The sequence below is a fragment of the Paenibacillus sp. FJAT-27812 genome (assembly GCF_001273905.1).
Taxonomy (GTDB): domain Bacteria; phylum Bacillota; class Bacilli; order Paenibacillales; family Paenibacillaceae; genus Pristimantibacillus.
In genome coordinates this window covers 5214518-5231248 of sequence record NZ_LIGH01000001.1, presented here as the reverse complement: position 1 = coordinate 5231248, position 16731 = coordinate 5214518, and the positions used below count along the sequence as shown (strand labels likewise).

18 protein-coding genes are annotated in these 16731 nt (G+C 47.9%); 4 read left to right on the top strand and 14 right to left on the bottom strand.

Going from position 1 to position 16731, the window contains the following annotated elements; all coding sequences use genetic code 11:
• Positions 1 to 75: 75 nt before the first annotated feature.
• The 10 genes from rnc to ADU23_RS21910 all read right to left on the bottom strand — a co-directional run bounded on the left by rnc (position 76) and on the right by ADU23_RS21910 (position 8009).
• Positions 76 to 780, bottom strand: coding sequence for a ribonuclease III (rnc, locus tag ADU23_RS21955; protein WP_053375688.1), 705 nt, complete (start codon positions 778 to 780; stop codon positions 76 to 78).
• Entirely contained in the window at positions 770 to 2011 is a 1242-nt protein-coding gene (fabF, locus tag ADU23_RS21950; protein ID WP_053375687.1) for a beta-ketoacyl-ACP synthase II, read from the bottom strand. The genes rnc and fabF overlap by 11 nt, the downstream gene beginning before the upstream one ends.
• A 255-nt stretch (positions 2012 to 2266) precedes the next feature.
• On the bottom strand, positions 2267 to 2500 hold the full coding sequence (locus ADU23_RS21945) for an acyl carrier protein (protein WP_053375686.1): 234 nt from the start codon (positions 2498 to 2500) through the stop codon (positions 2267 to 2269).
• A 91-nt stretch (positions 2501 to 2591) separates the two neighbouring features.
• Positions 2592 to 3341: a 3-oxoacyl-[acyl-carrier-protein] reductase gene (gene fabG / locus ADU23_RS21940; RefSeq protein WP_053375685.1), complete on the bottom strand. Its 750-nt coding sequence runs from the start codon at positions 3339 to 3341 to the stop codon at positions 2592 to 2594.
• Between the two features lie 29 nt (positions 3342 to 3370).
• The gene (fabD, locus tag ADU23_RS21935; RefSeq protein ID WP_053375684.1) at positions 3371 to 4294 is read right to left on the bottom strand and encodes an ACP S-malonyltransferase; all 924 of its coding nucleotides are present in this window, start codon (positions 4292 to 4294) and stop codon (positions 3371 to 3373) included.
• Positions 4295 to 4437: 143 nt separating this feature from the next.
• Entirely contained in the window at positions 4438 to 5424 is a 987-nt protein-coding gene (locus ADU23_RS21930; RefSeq protein WP_053375683.1) for a beta-ketoacyl-ACP synthase III, read from the bottom strand.
• Between the two features lie 9 nt (positions 5425 to 5433).
• Complete coding sequence (gene plsX / locus ADU23_RS21925; protein ID WP_053375682.1) at positions 5434 to 6423, bottom strand: phosphate acyltransferase PlsX; 990 nt, start codon at positions 6421 to 6423, stop codon at positions 5434 to 5436.
• Positions 6407 to 7003, bottom strand: a complete 597-nt coding sequence (gene fapR / locus ADU23_RS21920; protein ID WP_053375681.1) for a transcription factor FapR — start codon at positions 7001 to 7003, stop codon at positions 6407 to 6409. The genes plsX and fapR overlap by 17 nt, the downstream gene beginning before the upstream one ends.
• Before the next feature lie 272 nt (positions 7004 to 7275).
• Positions 7276 to 7449, bottom strand: coding sequence for a 50S ribosomal protein L32 (gene rpmF, locus ADU23_RS21915; RefSeq protein ID WP_006036546.1), 174 nt, complete (start codon positions 7447 to 7449; stop codon positions 7276 to 7278).
• Between the two features lie 38 nt (positions 7450 to 7487).
• Entirely contained in the window at positions 7488 to 8009 is a 522-nt protein-coding gene (locus tag ADU23_RS21910; protein ID WP_053375680.1) for a YceD family protein, read from the bottom strand.
• Between the two features lie 162 nt (positions 8010 to 8171).
• On the opposite strand from ADU23_RS21910, the gene ADU23_RS21905 reads away from it, so the two are divergent.
• A complete protein-coding gene (locus tag ADU23_RS21905) occupies positions 8172 to 9425 on the top strand; it encodes a nucleotidyltransferase (protein WP_053375679.1) in 1254 nt (417 codons plus the stop codon).
• Between the two features lie 9 nt (positions 9426 to 9434).
• Here the strand turns inward: ADU23_RS21905 and ADU23_RS21900 are convergent, their stop codons facing one another.
• The gene (locus ADU23_RS21900) at positions 9435 to 10490 is read right to left on the bottom strand and encodes a S16 family serine protease (protein ID WP_053375678.1); all 1056 of its coding nucleotides are present in this window, start codon (positions 10488 to 10490) and stop codon (positions 9435 to 9437) included.
• Between the two features lie 214 nt (positions 10491 to 10704).
• Here ADU23_RS21900 and ADU23_RS21895 point away from each other — a divergent pair, with 214 nt between their 5' ends.
• Positions 10705 to 11928, top strand: a complete 1224-nt coding sequence (locus ADU23_RS21895) for a nucleoside recognition domain-containing protein (protein ID WP_053375677.1) — start codon at positions 10705 to 10707, stop codon at positions 11926 to 11928.
• Between the two features lie 40 nt (positions 11929 to 11968).
• Here the strand turns inward: ADU23_RS21895 and coaD are convergent, their stop codons facing one another.
• Both coaD and rsmD read right to left on the bottom strand, forming a co-directional pair.
• Positions 11969 to 12472, bottom strand: coding sequence for a pantetheine-phosphate adenylyltransferase (gene coaD / locus ADU23_RS21890; RefSeq protein WP_053375676.1), 504 nt, complete (start codon positions 12470 to 12472; stop codon positions 11969 to 11971).
• Positions 12459 to 13052 carry a 16S rRNA (guanine(966)-N(2))-methyltransferase RsmD gene (rsmD, locus tag ADU23_RS21885; RefSeq protein ID WP_053375675.1) on the bottom strand — a complete coding sequence of 198 codons (594 nt, stop codon included), beginning with the start codon at positions 13050 to 13052 and terminating at the stop codon, positions 12459 to 12461. The genes coaD and rsmD overlap by 14 nt, the downstream gene beginning before the upstream one ends.
• A 773-nt stretch (positions 13053 to 13825) precedes the next feature.
• On the opposite strand from rsmD, the gene ADU23_RS21875 reads away from it, so the two are divergent.
• Positions 13826 to 14464, top strand: a complete 639-nt coding sequence (locus tag ADU23_RS21875; protein WP_053375673.1) for a beta-galactosidase — start codon at positions 13826 to 13828, stop codon at positions 14462 to 14464.
• Positions 14465 to 15017: 553 nt separating this feature from the next.
• Here ADU23_RS21875 and ADU23_RS21865 read toward each other — a convergent pair.
• Positions 15018 to 15650, bottom strand: coding sequence for a RecX family transcriptional regulator (locus tag ADU23_RS21865; RefSeq protein ID WP_053375671.1), 633 nt, complete (start codon positions 15648 to 15650; stop codon positions 15018 to 15020).
• 231 nt (positions 15651 to 15881) lie between these two features.
• Between ADU23_RS21865 and ADU23_RS21860 the strand changes: the two genes are divergently transcribed.
• A complete protein-coding gene (locus ADU23_RS21860) occupies positions 15882 to 16274 on the top strand; it encodes a DUF6199 family natural product biosynthesis protein (RefSeq protein ID WP_053375670.1) in 393 nt (130 codons plus the stop codon).
• Positions 16275 to 16731 lie beyond the last annotated feature (457 nt).

The following is a 16731-nucleotide window of genomic DNA, read 5'->3' as shown; positions in this document are numbered from 1 at the left end:
TCATTCTTCTTTCTGCAAAAAAAGAGAGAGCGTCCAGAGGGCCGTATGGCCTGCTTTGGACACTCTCTTCGCTGATTAGACTTGTTCCTGCGATAGCGTACGCCATGCTTCAGCCGCTGCGCGCTGCTCCGCTTCCTTCTTCGTTCTCCCGCTTCCAACGCCAAAACGTTCTTCCCCGAGATATACCTCAACGACAAATTCACGGTCATGCGCAGGTCCACGTTCCTCAATGATGCGATATTCAACGGCGCCAAGCCCATGATGCTGCGAGCGCTCCTGAAGCTTCGACTTGGAATCCTTCACTAGCAGGCCGTAATCGTTAGACTCAACAAATGGGAACATGTGCTCATTCAAAAATGCCCTCGTCTGCTCAATGCCTGCATCAAGGAAGATCGCACCAACAAATGACTCAAACAAGTCAGCAAGCAGCGCTTGACGCTGCCTGCCGCCGAGCTGCTCTTCACCGCGCCCTAGCAGCACGTGAGAGCCAAGCTCTAAACGTTCCGCGAATTGGGCCAAGGAAGGCTCGCACACGATCGATGCACGCATTCTCGTGAGCTCACCTTCCGGACGCTGCGGATAAGTCGCGAACAAATATTCCGACACAAGGAGCTGCAGGACAGCATCTCCGAGAAACTCTAATCGCTCATTATCCTGAGCAGAACCGCGCTTGTGTTCATTCACATAAGAGGTATGGGTAAAGGCCTGTCTGAGCAGCTTCGTCCGCTTAAAGCTGAGCTGCAGCCGCTGCTGCAGCTCATAGAAGGAATCACGCTTCATAAACTTTCATCACGATCGATGCATTGTGGCCGCCAAAGCCAAATGAGTTAGACAAAGCTGTCTTCACATTCGCTTCACGCGGTTTATTCGGAACGTAATCAAGGTCGCACTCTGGATCTTGATTGTCCAAATTAATAGTCGGAGCAATGATGCCGTTTTTAAGCGTTAGGCCAAGAATAACGGCTTCAACGCCGCCAGCCGCACCAAGCAAGTGACCTGTCATCGATTTTGTTGAGCTTACTGCTACTTTGTAAGCATGATCTCCGAGCGCTTTCTTGATCGCCTTCGTTTCCGAACGATCGCCAACCGGAGTCGATGTGCCATGCGCATTGATGTAATCGATCTCTGAAGGCTCAATTCCAGCATCCTTCAAAGCTTTTACCATACAGCGAGCAGCACCATCTGGATCAGGCTCAGTCATATGGTGAGCGTCTCCGCTCATGCCGTAGCCAATGACTTCCGCGTAAATTTTTGCTCCGCGTGCTTGCGCATGCTCTAGCGATTCCAGCACCAATACGCCGGCGCCCTCACCCATTACGAAACCATCGCGGTCCGTATCGAACGGACGGCTTGCCTTTTCAGGCTCCTCATTGCGAACGGACATCGCGCGCATCGAACAAAAGCCTGCCATGCCCGTAGGTCTGATCGTTGCTTCCGCTCCGCCTGCGATCATCACGTCGGCATCGCCGCGCTGAATCAGCTTGAATGAATCGCCGATCGAATGCGTTCCCGTTGCACATGCTGTTACAGCCGTGCTGTTCGGACCTTTTGCGCCAGTGAGCATCGATACCTGGCCAGACGCCATGTTTGCGATCATCATCGGAATAAAGAATGGGCTAACGCGCTTAGGGCCTTTTTCCAGCAAAATGTTATGCTGGTCTTCCCATGTGCCAAGTCCGCCGATACCGGAACCGACCATAACGCCAACGCGTTCAGCGTCCGCATTTTGACCTATTTGCAAATCCGCATCTTTAACCGCTAGTTGGCTTGCTACAGCTGCAAACTGCACGAAACGGTCCATTCTGCGAGCTTCTTTTTTATCTAAACCATAATCTTCGGGATTAAAATTTTTGATTTCTGCGGCAATACGTGTCGGGTATTCGGAGAAATCGAAAGCCTCAACAACCGATACCCCAGATTTTCCTTCTAACAGGTTACCCCAGAATTGCTCCAAATCGGAACCGAGCGAGGTAATAACCCCCATACCCGTAACTACAACTCTTTGTTTCATTCGATTCACCTCTATGTCCAGCAAAATAGATGTGCATGCTGCATCATCTTGTCCAATCTAAATCGATGTTACTGTGATGCGTATACCCTGCTTATATTTCTCGGTAAATCCAAGCTATGCCGTTCGTAAACGGGGTGAGCCTTTACACTCGAAATATAAGGAGGTATAAAGTCGATAGTCGTACACAATCGTAATGATTGAAAATCACCTAGATGGAGAGAAGTCCCGTTTGTTAATAAACGGGACTTGTCCAACTTACGTATGAGATTGTATGTATTTAACTACTTCTCCCACAGTGGTGATTGTCTCAGCATCTTCATCAGAAATTTCCATATCAAACTCGTCTTCTAGCTCCATGACCAATTCAACGACATCAAGAGAGTCAGCGCCGAGGTCATCTTTAAATGAAGCTTCTAGTGTAACTTCCGCTTCGTCTACGCCTAGACGGTCGATGACGATACGTTTTACGCGATCTACTACTTCGGACATCCGGTTCACCTCCTCCATGGTATTATACGAGAATTAAAGATAAAATGCCATACGTAACCGTTTTAATTCCGAACAACGGAATTATTTGGTGTTACATATACATGCCGCCGTCTACGTGAATCGTCTGTCCAGTCATATAGGCTGAAGCATCCGAAGCAAGAAAACGAACCGCGTTTGCGATGTCGCTCGGATCACCGAGACGGGCAAGCGGGATTTGGCCAGATAAGGATTGGCGCATTTCTTCCGGAAGCTTATCCGTCATTTCGGTTTGAATAAATCCAGGAGCAACACAGTTAACGGTAATGCCGCGTGACGCAAGCTCGCGGGCGCTAGCCTTAGTTAGGCCAATGACGCCAGCCTTCGCCGCAACATAGTTCGCCTGCCCTGGATTTCCGAGCACACCAACGACCGAAGAAATGTTAATGATGCGGCCGGAACGCTGCTTCATCATAGAACGAGTGACCGCTTTAATGCCATTGAAAACGCCCTTGAGGTTCGTTTCAATGACTTGGTCGAACTCGTCCTCCTTCATACGCATGATTAAATTATCTCTAGTAATACCCGCATTATTCACCAAAATGTCCACAGCTCCGAATTGCTCGATGACTTCCTTCACCATCGCTTCAAATTCGTCCACTTTGCCGACATTAGCTTTGATGACTAATGCGCGTCTACCAAGAGCTTCGACGGCTTGTGCCGTTTCAGCTGCCGCAGCCTCGCTGCCGGAGTAGTTAATCGCAACATCTGCGCCTGCCTCGGCAAGTGCAATGGCTATCGATCTCCCGATTCCGCGCGACGCCCCGGTTACGAGCGCTTTCTTCCCTTCCAAGCTTGCAAACATTCTAATCCCTCCACCCTCATGATCAATATCTACAGCGCTTCAAGCGCGGAGATGCTGTTTATCGAAATGACACGAACGTTTTTGTCGATTTTTTTGATCAAGCCGGCAAGCACCGTTCCTGATCCGATTTCTACAAATGTATCCACGCCCTGATCGATTAGATAGCGTACGCTATCCTCCCAGAGCACAGGTGAATAAACCTGCTCGACTAGAAGCGAACGAATCTCATCTGCGGCCGTAACAACATTTGCTGTCACGTTTGCCACAACGGGAACAGACGCATCCTTCATCACAAGACCAGTGAGCGTCTCTTGAAGATTAGCTGCCGCAGGCTTCATCAGCGACGAATGGAAAGGACCGCTGACTTCGAGCGGAATGACCCGCTTCGCGCCGGCTTCTTCCTTGCCGCGTTCAACAACGGCTTGTACGCCTGCTGCCGTGCCTGATACTACGATTTGTCCTGGGCAGTTCACGTTTGCAAGCTCAACAGCCGAGCCTTCGGCAGTAATAGCCGCGCATAGCGCTGCGAGCGTCTCGCGCTCCGCGCCAAGCACTGCCGCCATTGCGCCAAGGCCGCTCGGAACGGCTTGCTCCATAAACTGTCCGCGAGCGCGAACGGTACGAACGGCGTCCTCAAAGGACAGTACGCCGGCAGCAACAAGCGCACTGTATTCGCCTAGGCTGTGGCCCGCAACATAATCAGGCTTCAAGCCGCGTCCCTCAAGCGCCTCGAGAAGAGCAACGCTGACGGTAAGCAAAGCAGGCTGAGTGTTAGCCGTCTGCTTAAGCAAGTCATCCGGCCCTTCAAATATAATGCTGCTTAGGGAGAAGCCTAGCGCTTCATCCGCTTGCGCAAAAATCGAACGCGAGCGGTCAAATGCCTCGTAGACATCTTTGCCCATTCCAACTGCCTGGGCGCCTTGTCCCGGAAAAACAAATGCTGTTTTACTCAAGTATGTTCCCCCTTGCGCACATTAACGGTTTGCTCCGCTTAAGAGCGGCCAAAGCCCGCATCGCGCTTTAAAATATAAGCCGGCCGTAAGAGAAAAGCTTATCTGTACTTATTTTATAGAAATGAGTTCCAAATGCAGATATACTACCAGACAAGCACCGAAGCGCCCCAAGTCAAGCCGCCGCCAAAACCAACGAGCACCAGCTTGTCGCCTTCATTCAAACGGCCTTGCTCCACCGCTTCGGCAAGCGCAACCGGAATGGAAGCCGATGACATGTTGCCGTACTTATCGAGGTTAATCATCGCTTTATCCTCCGACAGGTTAAGCCGGTTCAAAGCAGACTGAATAATGCGGATGTTCGCCTGATGCGGCACTAGAAGATCGATATCGTCCTTCTCAAGCCCTGCCTTCTGCAAGGCTTCCTCAGCTACACTTCCCATAATTCGAACGGCAAATTTGAAAACATCATTGCCGGCCATATGAATAAAGTGCTGCTTCGTCAGAATGCTCTCCTCCGATGCCGGAGTGCGGGAGCCTCCTCCAGAGACTTTAAGCAGTTCCCCGCCGCTGCCGTCAGCGCCAAGCTGGAAGGAGAGGAAGCCGCGGCCCTCTTCAACTTGCCCAAGCACAACGGCGCCTGCACCGTCACCAAACAAAATGCATGTGTTGCGGTCAGTGTAATCCGTAATGCGGGATAAAGTCTCGGCACCTACGACAAGCACATGCTTGTACATGCCGTTAGCCACCATGCTGGAGCCTGTCGCGAGCCCATAAATAAAGCCCGAGCAAGCAGCCGACAGATCAAAGGCAGCAGCTTTCTTAGCTCCCAACTTATCTTGCAGCAAGCATGCAGTCGATGGAAAAAACATATCCGGCGTAATCGTAGCAACGATAATAAGATCAATATCTTCCGGCGTTAATCCAGCAGCAGCAATAGCTTTTAGCGAAGCATGCAGCGCAAGATCTGATGTTGCTTCCTGAGCGGACGCCAGACGGCGTTCTTTGATGCCCGTGCGTGTAACGATCCACTCATCGTTTGTTTCTACCATAGCTTCTAGCTCTTTATTCGTTAAAATGCGTTCGGGAACATATTTGCCTGTTCCGATAATGCCTACAGGATGTAAACTCATTTCGCACACTCACTTCCCGTTTATTTCTGCTGCAATGGTTTCGATCAATTGGCCCTGGATCGCGCTTCTTGCCTGCCTTACCGCATTCTTAACGGCAAGCGCGTCCGATGAGCCGTGACACTTCACGACCAGACCGTTCAGGCCAAGCAGCGGAGCGCCGCCATGTTCCTTATAGTCCATTCTTTTTTTCAACGAGCGAAGGTTAGGCATCATGATAGCCGCTGCAAGCTTCGTTAATAACGATTTGCCGAAAGCATCCTTAAGCGATGTGAAAATCGTACCCGCCGCGCCTTCCATCGCTTTTAGCATAATGTTGCCGGCAAAGCCGTCGCAAACAAGCACATCGCAATTACGGTTGAGAACGTCCCTGGCTTCGACATTGCCAATAAAATGAATCGGCGCTTGCTGAAGCAAAGCGTAAGCCGCTTTGGTCATCTCGTTTCCCTTCATCGCTTCCGTACCTACGTTCAGAAGGCCTACTCTTGGTTTATCCAAGCCATGAACCTTGGCACGGTAGATGCTGCCCATGATCGCATATTGGAGCAAATGCTCCGGCTTTGCATCCATGTTCGCTCCAAGATCAAGCGTCAAAATCCCTACATCATCCATCGTTGGCATCATAGGCGCAAGCGCCGGCCGTTCAATGCCATCCATTCTTCCGACAACGAGAAGTCCCGTCGCCATCAAAGCGCCCGTGTTGCCGGCAGAGAGCATCGCATCCGCTTGCTTCTCGCGTACGAGCTGTCCGGCAACGACCATGGACGCTCCTTTTTTGCGGCGCACCGCTTTAACCGGCTCATCATCGGCTCCGATAACCTCATCCGCATGGCATATGGTTATGTTAGAAGGCTTCTGCCCCTTCATGAGCGGTTCGATAACAGACGTATCGCCGACGAGCAGCAGCTCCGTATCCGGCCACTGCGCCGCCGCATCAAGCGCTCCTTGCACAATTAAGCTTGGAGCGTTATCCCCGCCCATAGCATCAATAGCGATCCGCACGTTCGTCTCCTCCTTCAGTATCTGTGTCTCCCGCGGACCGAAAAATAACAAAGTTACCTTGGAACACCATTTCATCGCCAACATACGTGAACAGCTCGACCTTTGCCTTGCTCCGCTCGCCCGAGATGGAACGAACATAAGCTTTGGCAATACATTTCTCCCCAAGCTTAACGGGACGAATGAACCTAATGTCCGCTGTTACGGTTAGCGCAATTTCATCATCTATAATAGCAACTGCCAGTGAATTCGCTTGTGCAAACACGTGATGGCCCCTGGCGATTCCGGTTCTGGAGAATACATGCTCCTCGCGAATCTCGAACACCGAGATGCCGCTCTTGTCCAATTCCAGATCGACGATGTCACCGATCACCTCATGCAATGGCAACGATCGAACCGAATCATAAGAACGCTCAGCCATCAGCTTAAGTCTTTCTCTAAGCTCCGGAATACCTAGCTCCATTCGGTCAAGCCGAATCGTTTGGATGCTTACTTTCAGCAGTCGCGTGAGCTCCCGATCGGTTATAAAAGGATTTTCATCAATATGTCGGGCAAGCTGCTGATGCCGCTGCCGTTTGGGCATTCGTTCGATGTTCGGCACCACCTTTTACCGTATAGTAACATAAACGATTCTAATCGCGCCTCAGCCTCGCATGAAACCGGTACGATTAGTATATGTATGCTGCTTGATATTATCACCTGGTACTAATTAAGTATATAAAAAAATACGCCCGAGCGCAATCCAGCATGTAAATTTACAGTTTATAACATTGTTAAACAGCTTGCTTAATGCTCTATTACAGCAAAAAATAGCACCTCATCGCGAGATGAAGTGCTATTTCTGACATCAATCCACTATTGGGAAATGATCTCTTTTGTTTTGTAATATCCACAAACTTTGCATACGTGGTGAGCCAATTTCAACTCTCCGCATTGCTCACACTTCACCATGCCCGGTACTGCAAGTTTGAAATGCGTACGACGTTTATCACGGCGAGTCTTGGATGTTCTACGCTGAGGTACTGCCATATTTAACACCTCCTTCAAAAATTCAATCAGCATTACGCTTATTCCTTAAATAGATCCTTTAGCGCCGCAAAACGAACGTCAATCTTTTCGTTGGAGCAGCTGCATTTGTGCTCATTTAAGTTCTGTCCGCAAGTCTGACAGAGACCTTTACAGTCATTGCTACAAAGCGGTGCAAAAGGCATGAACAGCTGAAGCGCTTCTTCCACATAAGGCCTCAAGTCCAGTCTTTCTCCATTCACCTCAATGAAGTCATTCTCTTCCTCTTCCATATCCTCATCGCGTTCTTCGTCAGCCGCAGGACGCTTGAATACTTCCGAGAAACGAATAACCGTATGGTCCTTCACCGGTTCGAGACAACGTGAGCAAGGAAGCTCGAGATCAATGGCCAGCTTGCCATCAACTTCAATGAATCCTTCATGCCCAGTTACCTGAAGCGATACATGGAGCGGTCCCGTACGATAAACATCTTGGCGTCCTTTAAACAGGTCACTGACATCCAACTGTTCGTCAACTGTCAATTTCAACCCTTTGGACATTGTTTCTTGAATATGAAACTGCATCAGATCACCCCAAACAAACAAAGATTATTATATCTATCAGAATACCGTTTTGTCAACATTTTCACACTGCTTTTCCTTAAGTCTTTGAGCAGCCCGTGATTGAGCGCCTTCACTATGCTATAGTGAAACGACCAACATTTAACAGAGAGAGGACCCAAGCGAATGCGCACAGTCGGACTTATCGTCGAATACAACCCGTTTCATAACGGACATTTGTATCATTTGCAACAATCGCGCAAAATAACGCAGGCAGACGCCGTCGTTGCCGTCATGAGCGGCCATTTCCTCCAGCGCGGCGAGCCCGCCCTGCTCGATAAGTGGGCAAGAACGCGCATGGCGCTCGAGGGCGGCTGCGATCTCGTTATCGAGCTGCCGGTCGCATACGCGACGCAAGCTGCCGAATGGTTCGCCTACGGCGCGGTATCCCTGCTGGAGGCGACTGGCGTCGTCGACAGCTTCTGCTTCGGCACCGAGAACGGCGAGCTTGAGCCGCTGCTGCAAGCTGCCGAGATCGTCGCACATGAGCCTCAGGCGTTCAAATTGCTTTTAAAGCAGCAGCTTCAAACGGGAATGAGCTACCCAAGCGCTTACAGCAGCGCAATAACCGCTTATTTATCGGACCAAGGTTATGCTTCCGCAGCGAAGTTCCCTTTCTCGCTGCCAAATCATACTTTAGCGCTCCATTACCTGCTCGCTTTAAAACGACTCGGCGGCAAAATGGAGCCTTTCACCATCACGCGTGAAAAAGCCCAATATAATCAGGATACGGCAACCGACAGCCAGATCGCAAGTGCGACCGCGATTCGCAAGCTGCTGCTTGAGCAGCGCTCGCTCGAGGAAGCTCGCGCATATGTTCCCGAGTCAACCAATCGCATCCTGCAGCAAGAATGGTCGGCTGGCAGATGCCCGATTAGCTGGGCATCCTTTACAGACACGTTGCTGCATGCAGTCGTCACCCGTTCGCCAGCGGAGCTTGCACACATACATGAAATATCAGAGGGACTGGAGCATCGACTGCTGAACGCCCTTCCGAGTCTCAAGTCACGAGAATTCGAAGACATCTTGGAAGCATTGAAAACGAAGCGCTACACGCGAACGAAGCTTCAACGCGCGCTTCTTGCCATTCTGCTCGGACACAGCAAAGCTGATCTTACGCAACAAAAGCTCGCTTCGGGTGTTGAATATATAAGAGTGCTCGGTTTTACGGAAAAAGGCAAGCATTTATTGCGCCGCATGCGCAGCTCCGCATCGCTGCCCGTACTAAATAGCGCAGCTAGGCCGCCAAAACCGTTCCGCTACCTAGAGCTGGATACGCAGGCAAGCAGCGTTTACATGCTTGGTGTTTCTAGGGCAGCGTCTCCGCAGCCGCTGTTCCGAGACTTTACGGACAAGCCGATTACGATTGAACAAAATTAAATTTATAAGTTAATTGGCACTTGCAGCATGGAACGTTTTTATTTGATCGATCGCTTCATCCAGCGTGCTAACGCTGACGACCTTCATCGAGGTGCCTAGTGATTTGGCTTTGGCGCTTGCATCCTCGAAATTATCGGCAGGCGCCAGAAAGAGCTGAGCGCCTTTTTTGCTTGCAATAATAATTTTTTGCTTAATGCCGCCGATCGCACCGACTTTCCCGTCTACGGTAATCGTCCCAGTCGCCGCAATGCGATGTCCGCCGGATAAATCACCATTCGTGAGCAGATCCAGTGATTGAAGGGCAAAAACGAGTCCAGCAGACGGTCCCCCGATCTCTCCAGCCGTTATAGTCAGTTGATTATCGAGATCGGTCGGGACCAAGCTGCGAAGCTCGGTTAAGCCAACAATGCCAAGCGTCTTTAAAAATTGCTCATTTGTCTTATCCGATTCAAATGCGTTTGCAGGAAAGATTACGCTAAGGCGTTTGCCGCCGCGGTCGATGTCAAACTGAATCGGCTTATCTTTGCTGCTCGCTTGCAACGTCTCCAGCATCTCATCTATACTGCCTAACGGCTGTTTGCTTGTCATGCCAAGAAGCTTGTCTCCCGCTTGGAAGGCATTTGGATCGGCATGCTCCGCCATAAGAACGTCGGATACGATTAGGCCATCCGTTCTGCGCTCATAGGGCAAACCGGCGTAGCGATAAGCAGCCTCGATGGCGTTATTTTGCGACCCCTGCATGATGACATTCAGACGTTCTGCATACTGTTCCTTCGTATAGCCCCGAAGCACGTCTTTTTTGAGATGAACCTCCATGTTTGCGTTCAGCATTGACGAGAAGGCATGCAAAAAGTTCGGCTCCGTCAACTTGACCGCCGTCAGCAAAAACTCCCCTTTGCCCAGCCGATCCCCCGCTTCTATCTTAACCATCGGCTTAACCGGAACAGCAATTCCTGGTTCATATACGACATAAGGTGTAGGAGCATACAATAATATCCACATAAATGCTGCGGTCGATAGCACAATGATAGCTATTCTCCGCATATCCGACCGTTGCTTTTTCACCCGCCACTCCCCACTTCCATTCAAACTTCCATTTTGCATACCAGACATACCAAAAAACGCTCTATGGCTGTACACGCCAACCCATGTGGTCTATCAAGCGCTGCACATGCGTACTATTTAACGTATAGGATTGTCCATTTCTTCATGACAGCAGCAAGCTTATTGCCAAGTCCGACCACGCTTTGCCCCAGCGTCTTAAAGGAGTTGAGTAGCATTGGCTAAAACGGTTCTATTAGCGTTCCTGTCCATATTGCTTGTCGCAGCTATTATTGTTCAGCCGGATGCTTCCTTTCAATCCTCGCTGCAAGGACTCACCGTATGGTGGAATATCGTATTTCCCGGCTTGCTGCCGTTTCTCGTATTATTTGAGCTGATAACCGCCTTCGGGCTTGCAAATGCGATGGGATCACTGCTCCAGCCGATGATGAGCAAATGGCTTAAGCTGCCAGGAGAAGCTGCGCCCGCAATCTTTCTAGGCTGGATGGGCGGCTACCCTGCAGGTGCAGAGGCGGTTGCTTCCTTGCGCAAGAAGAATGTCGTGTCAAAGCAACAGGGCCAGCGAATGCTAGCCCTGGCGCATATGCCCAACCCCTTGTTCATGCTCGTCGTCGTTGGCGCAGGATTTCTGCATAAGCCCATTGTTGGAGCCATCATAGCTGTAGTTGTATGGTTATCCGCGCTATGGGTGATGCTTCTAATAACAATTACAAGCCGTAAAGAACAGACCGCTAAAGCTGCCGCTCCAACTGCGAGCGATGACGAGCAACCACGCGGCATGCTTCAGCGAGCAGCCGAAGCGCTTCGCAACGGCAGGGAGCAGGACGGCCGCAGCTTCGGCAAAGCGCTGGGCGATTCCGTCACTGCAAGCGTTCAGAAGCTTATGATGATCGGCGGCTTTATGATTTTCGCCGCTGTGCTCGCTAAATTGTCCGAGCCGCTGATTGCCCCGCTTCTGGACAAAGCTGGGCTTAGCTTCATCAGCCAAGCCTTTTTTGAAGGTCATTTAGGCGCCTACTCCGCTGCTATATGGAATGCACCGGGAGCGGGAACGCTCGGCAACGCCGCCGCTATCGCTGCGGTTCTCGCATGGAGCGGTCTGTGCGGCATTTTGCAGGCGGGCTATTCCATTACAGGCACCGACCTCAAGCTGCTCCCGTTTGTCGCATGGAGAATTGCTCACGCCTTGCATGCCCTTCTGTTTATGCTGCTGCTATGGAAGCCGCTCACGACGCTGCTGCGTCCTTTGCTTGCCCCAGGCGCCGTGCCAACATTCGCTGACGGCTCCATCATGCCAGACAGCTCCGCTATCGTTGCGGTCAAAGCCGGTGATCTTCCGTTTTTATGGCAGTTCTCACTGCCAGCCTGCATCCTGCTCGCCCTAATCGGCTTGGTAGTTTCCGCCATATTGCTGCCATATCGCCGAGCTGGCAAAACATGATATACATTGGATCAAATAATGGCTGTTGTCACAAAGCTGCTCAGCTCTTCGGTTTGTATTTCTCGCGTAATTGCGTCTCCACGACAGGCGGAACCAGTTCATGGACAGCCCCGTGGAATTGGGCGATTTCTTTTACAATGCTGGAGCTCAAATAAGAGTACTTAGGATTAGTCATCATAAACATCGTATCGATTTCGGCATCGAGCAGATGGTTCGTCGAAGCAAGCTGAAGCTCGTATTCAAAATCGGTTACCGAACGAATCCCTCTAATAATAACGTTAGCTTGGCGTGATTTCATAAATCGGACGAGCAGATCACGGAAGCTGTCTATCTCTACATTCGGAATATCCCGCGTAACTTCAGCAAGCAGCGCTTTTCGTTCTTCGACGCTGAACAGCGGATTTTTGCTTGAATTATTCAAAACGGCTACAATAAGCCGATCAAATTGTTTGGCGGATCTGCGAATAATGTCTAAATGACCATAAGTTACAGGATCAAAGGTACCTGGGTACACCGCTACTCGCTCTTGTTTATTCGTTGACATCTGTTACACTCCCGTCGTGACTCTCTTGGTTGGTATATTGATAAATGGACACGGCGGTATCCCCGTATTTCGCATGCTTCAGCTGCTCAAAATGCTCCATCTGCTCCGAATACCGGTGAGCGGCGTCATGCTCGACGACTATAATCGCATCCGGCTCCAGCATTTGTTTCTCTACGAGCTGTGCCATCAAGCTATCCATCGTAATCATTTTGTATGGCGGATCAAGAAAAACAAGCCGGAACTTCTGCCCCCGCTTCGCTAGCGCTTTCAATGCGCGCTCCGCATCATTCCTATAAATTTCAGCAGCGCTTCCCATCTTCGCCGTTTGCACATTTTGACGAATGACATCGATGCTTATATTTTCCCGATCAACAAACACCGTACGCTCAATCCCTCTGCTCCAAGCCTCTATGCCCAAACCGCCTGTCCCGGCAAAAAGGTCCAGCGCCAGTCCTCCGTCGAAGTAAGGTCCAATCATGCTGAAAATAGCTTCCTTTACCTTATCCGTTGTCGGCCTCGTATTCATGCCAGGCACAGCCTTCAGCGTGCGGCCTTTGGCCTCGCCCGCAATGACTCTCACTCCAATTGCCCCCTTCTATCTCATTCCCGCCTATCGTACCATAGAACCCCTTTCACAATAAAGCAGAGCCTATCAAAAAAACGGACTAACAAATGATGTATACTTCCCCAGCAAACCGGACATGATAAACTCATCGGCGTCGCAAGATGTCGTAGACAACCGCGGAGAAGACTTACGTTTCCCCATAAGCTCTTCGTCCGGTTTCTCCTCTCCCATGAAAAGGGCGCCCCGAAAGGGGCGCCCGATTTTTTTATTAATCCCCATATTTATAAAGGATTCCTTCTCTTTATCTTTACTTCAATTCTTAATTGTCCACCAATTGTCCACCAAATAGAACAAAACCTTCTTTAACCCAAAGATTAATTTCACCTTTGATCTGGCCTTCGCTTCTCTGTGATCGTTGGCTAAGATATTGCACATTAACTCCATGTTAAAAACGCATGGTGCATTCGGACTAAGGCAGAAAGCTTTGACCTTTCCATTTCGGACGGATAACACTTGAATTGTACGGTTGGATATATTTCGTTTGCGGTCATTATAAATATATTGTAATGTCCGACCGATATGGTTTTCGATCATGTCTCTCATTCCAATACGAATATTCATTCTTATTTGTTACAAACATACGTTCTCGTTCAATTGGACGTTATTGAGTATCTTCACTCATTATGCCTTTTTTGGTAATTTATTTAGTAGAAATTTGTCGAAACTAATATGCAACAGAAGGAAGATATAGTAAAATTACGAGAATAATATCGAAAAGGAGATAAAATATGGGTCTATTAAAAGTGTTGGGTTGGCTATTCCTACCTTTCATTATGATTTTTGTTTCATGGAAAAATTTAAAAGTAGTCGGTAAAACATTCGGAATAATTTGGGCTGGCTTAACTCTATTAGCAATACTCGGAAATATTACCGGCCCAGTAGATCCAGTTGCTGAATCGGTGGAAAAAGCGGATGTTGGCAACAATACCACAGAAAAAGAATCAGACGCGGATAAAATATCGGCTAAAGATGCTGAGAAGAAAAAAGCAGCGGAGGCTAAAGCTGCTAAGAAGAAGGAAGCGGAGGAAGCCAAGGCAGCAAAGGATAAAGAAATAGCTGATAAAAAAGCAGCAGAAGAAGCAGAGTATAATAAACCTGAAAAAGTTTATGAACGTTGGATACAGTCTCAATTTAGCGCTTGGGATGGCTCGGCGACTGCCCTTAAAAAAAGCGTTAAAGAAAATATGAACAACCCCAAAAGTTTTGAACATGTAGAAACTACATATTCCGATAAAGGAGATATGAAGGGTATCGATGTCTACATGAAATTTCGAGGCACCAATTCATTCGGGGCGATAGTCACTAATAAAGTACATGCTTCGTATGATTATGTAGAAGGTACATTCACATATGAGATGGTCGATTAAATCCCAAATAAGCCCCGACCAATTAAGGTCAGGGGCTTTCGTTTATTTGCGGGATATTTCGATTGTGTTAAACTAGATCAATCCCGATAATGACATTTTCCTAGGCTTCACCTTACCCACCCACGAATTATCTGATATCACCTTACTATTAATAAGTCGTTGTAGGTTATTAGTATCATCATTCATTTTACCTTCTTATAAGAGAAGTGGTTTTTTTTAAAATGCCTGAATCCCTCGAAGAAAAAGTTGAATGGTTAGAACTATACGTAAAATTACTTCGTGAAATCGCACTAGATCCGGAACAATACCGTTTATGGGATTGGATAATTGCTAACAATACGTTTAATTCTTACAGATCCAAAAAAAAGATGATCCAGGTCAGGTTTTGTCGTGCCCTCATTCGAACTAATTTCTAGTGAAATAATCCAGGTTCTTTCACCAAACGAATACCTCTCTAATGAAAGAGGGATTATTCTTTCTGAGAAACGCAGTTAAAATGGTACCTTATGAGTCATTACAGTATTATCTTAACAATTAAAACAGATACCCCAAATCACTCCTCCTCATATGCAGTCATTTCCATCGTTTTTTTTGCGATGTCAAACCCATAACCCCTGCCCATCAAAAACTGAATGCATTTTTGTTTCCACTCTCGTTCTGATTTTGTTTTTCTTTTGTAGGTTTCGATTTTACTTTTGAGCGCTTTCGCGGCTGACTCTAGCTCATCCGACTCTGTTATTGCGCTGAGTGCCATATCAATGCTCGTTTGTTCTACGCCTTTTTGTTTTAGTTTTTGGGCAATCATTCGTTTGCCATTTTTCTTTAGGTTCGAGCCGTCTTTTGCAAACTTGCGCGCGTAATCTTCATCATCCACGAATTTATAATGTCTGGCCCATTCCAGTGCTTTCTGCACAACACCTTCTTCATATCCCTTTTTGGTCAATTTCTCAATAAGGATATGCTGCGTTTTATTCATCAAGTAGCTCGTAATATAGCCTTTTGCCTTCTCGAGCTCGTCTTCAAACAAAACCGACTCCAATTTTGCAGGGTCCACTTCCTGATCCACCTGGAGCTTATGTTTAGCGACTGCATAGGCAGAAACACCTACAAGAAATTGATCATCTACATATACATTAACACGATCTTTGTTCCGCTTTTGAACTTCTACACTCGTGATCTTGGGCATGATTGTCTCCTACATTATTAGGTTTTACATGGATGCAAAACTAATATTTATATTTTTTATCATTTCATCTCTTATCTTACCAGTAATTCATGCCATCTTTATGTATTTAATATGCTTATTTTTCTACTATTTTATCTACCACTGCTTCGTATCGAAGCGCTCAGCTCGAACCATAAGCGATGCAAAGCCGGATCATGCACCGCTGCATGCCGTTCTAAGGAGATGTTCATTATGGTGCTATTTGCTATTCTTTTTGTCTTGATTGCCGCACTTAATATTTTCTTTCCTAAATTCGGATGGCATATGAGATATGGTTGGATGGTAAAAGGTAATTCCGAGCCTAGCGATGCTTACATTCTAATGAGTAGGATCAGCAGTCTTTTTTGCTCCACCCTGCTCTCTCATTCCGCCTTAGGTGTCAGTTATCCATATAAGGCTAGTATCCTATCGGAACAAACATACAATCACATAGCTCTATCAACTCATATTCTACATGGTAGTCAAGATAGGGAGGTGTTATTGATGTCTGGAAGTGAATGCGGTTCTAAAAACAGTCTTGGTTTTATTCTGGTACTGTTCATATTGTTAGTTATTGTCGCATGCAGTTGCCGCGTATTTGGCTAAATTATTAACATCTAGCGTATTTAAATTATTTGGAGGTCATATAAATCATGCACAATAAAATTGGTTTGATTCTGGTGCTTTTCATCCTACTAGTGATTGTTGTTTGCAGCTGCGGCGTATTGGGACACAATGATCGCAGAGACGAAAGAAACGACGAAAGAAAAGATGATAGAAAAGATGAGAGAAACCATGACAGAATCAATAACAGAAGTAATATCTGCAGCCATAACAACAGATGTGGATTCGGTTACTAATTTTAATGCCAGCTTTTGGCTCCGTTACAAAAATCCTCGTCAAAAGGCCCATTTTATGGGTCTTTTGTGTTTTGAACCGTTCAGAAAGCCCCCGGCTTTCTCTAGAACAACTTTTTTGGATACGCGCAATAGAGTTTGCCTTCCGTTATTTTTGAGGCCGATAACAACACTGTTTCTCTAGACCCACACCTGTTTTCTCGGTT

Excerpts from the sequence above, each read along its gene's own strand:
- rpmF (WP_006036546.1), bottom strand. The coding sequence starts at position 7,449 with ATGGCAGTACCTCAGCGTAGAACATCCAAGACTCGCCGTGATAAACGT.
- fapR (WP_053375681.1), bottom strand. The coding sequence starts at position 7,003 with ATGCCCAAACGGCAGCGGCATCAGCAGCTTGCCCGACATATTGATGAA.
- ADU23_RS21945 (WP_053375686.1), bottom strand. The coding sequence starts at position 2,500 with ATGTCCGAAGTAGTAGATCGCGTAAAACGTATCGTCATCGACCGTCTA.
- ADU23_RS21910 (WP_053375680.1), bottom strand. The coding sequence starts at position 8,009 with ATGCAGTTTCATATTCAAGAAACAATGTCCAAAGGGTTGAAATTGACA.
- ADU23_RS21860 (WP_053375670.1), top strand. The coding sequence starts at position 15,882 with ATGGTGCTATTTGCTATTCTTTTTGTCTTGATTGCCGCACTTAATATT.
- fabF (WP_053375687.1), bottom strand. The coding sequence starts at position 2,011 with ATGAAACAAAGAGTTGTAGTTACGGGTATGGGGGTTATTACCTCGCTC.
- ADU23_RS21930 (WP_053375683.1), bottom strand. The coding sequence starts at position 5,424 with ATGAGTTTACATCCTGTAGGCATTATCGGAACAGGCAAATATGTTCCC.
- ADU23_RS21875 (WP_053375673.1), top strand. The coding sequence starts at position 13,826 with ATGGGTCTATTAAAAGTGTTGGGTTGGCTATTCCTACCTTTCATTATG.
- coaD (WP_053375676.1), bottom strand. The coding sequence starts at position 12,472 with ATGTCAACGAATAAACAAGAGCGAGTAGCGGTGTACCCAGGTACCTTT.
- ADU23_RS21865 (WP_053375671.1), bottom strand. The coding sequence starts at position 15,650 with ATGCCCAAGATCACGAGTGTAGAAGTTCAAAAGCGGAACAAAGATCGT.
- ADU23_RS21905 (WP_053375679.1), top strand. The coding sequence starts at position 8,172 with ATGCGCACAGTCGGACTTATCGTCGAATACAACCCGTTTCATAACGGA.
- rnc (WP_053375688.1), bottom strand. The coding sequence starts at position 780 with ATGAAGCGTGATTCCTTCTATGAGCTGCAGCAGCGGCTGCAGCTCAGC.
- fabG (WP_053375685.1), bottom strand. The coding sequence starts at position 3,341 with ATGTTTGCAAGCTTGGAAGGGAAGAAAGCGCTCGTAACCGGGGCGTCG.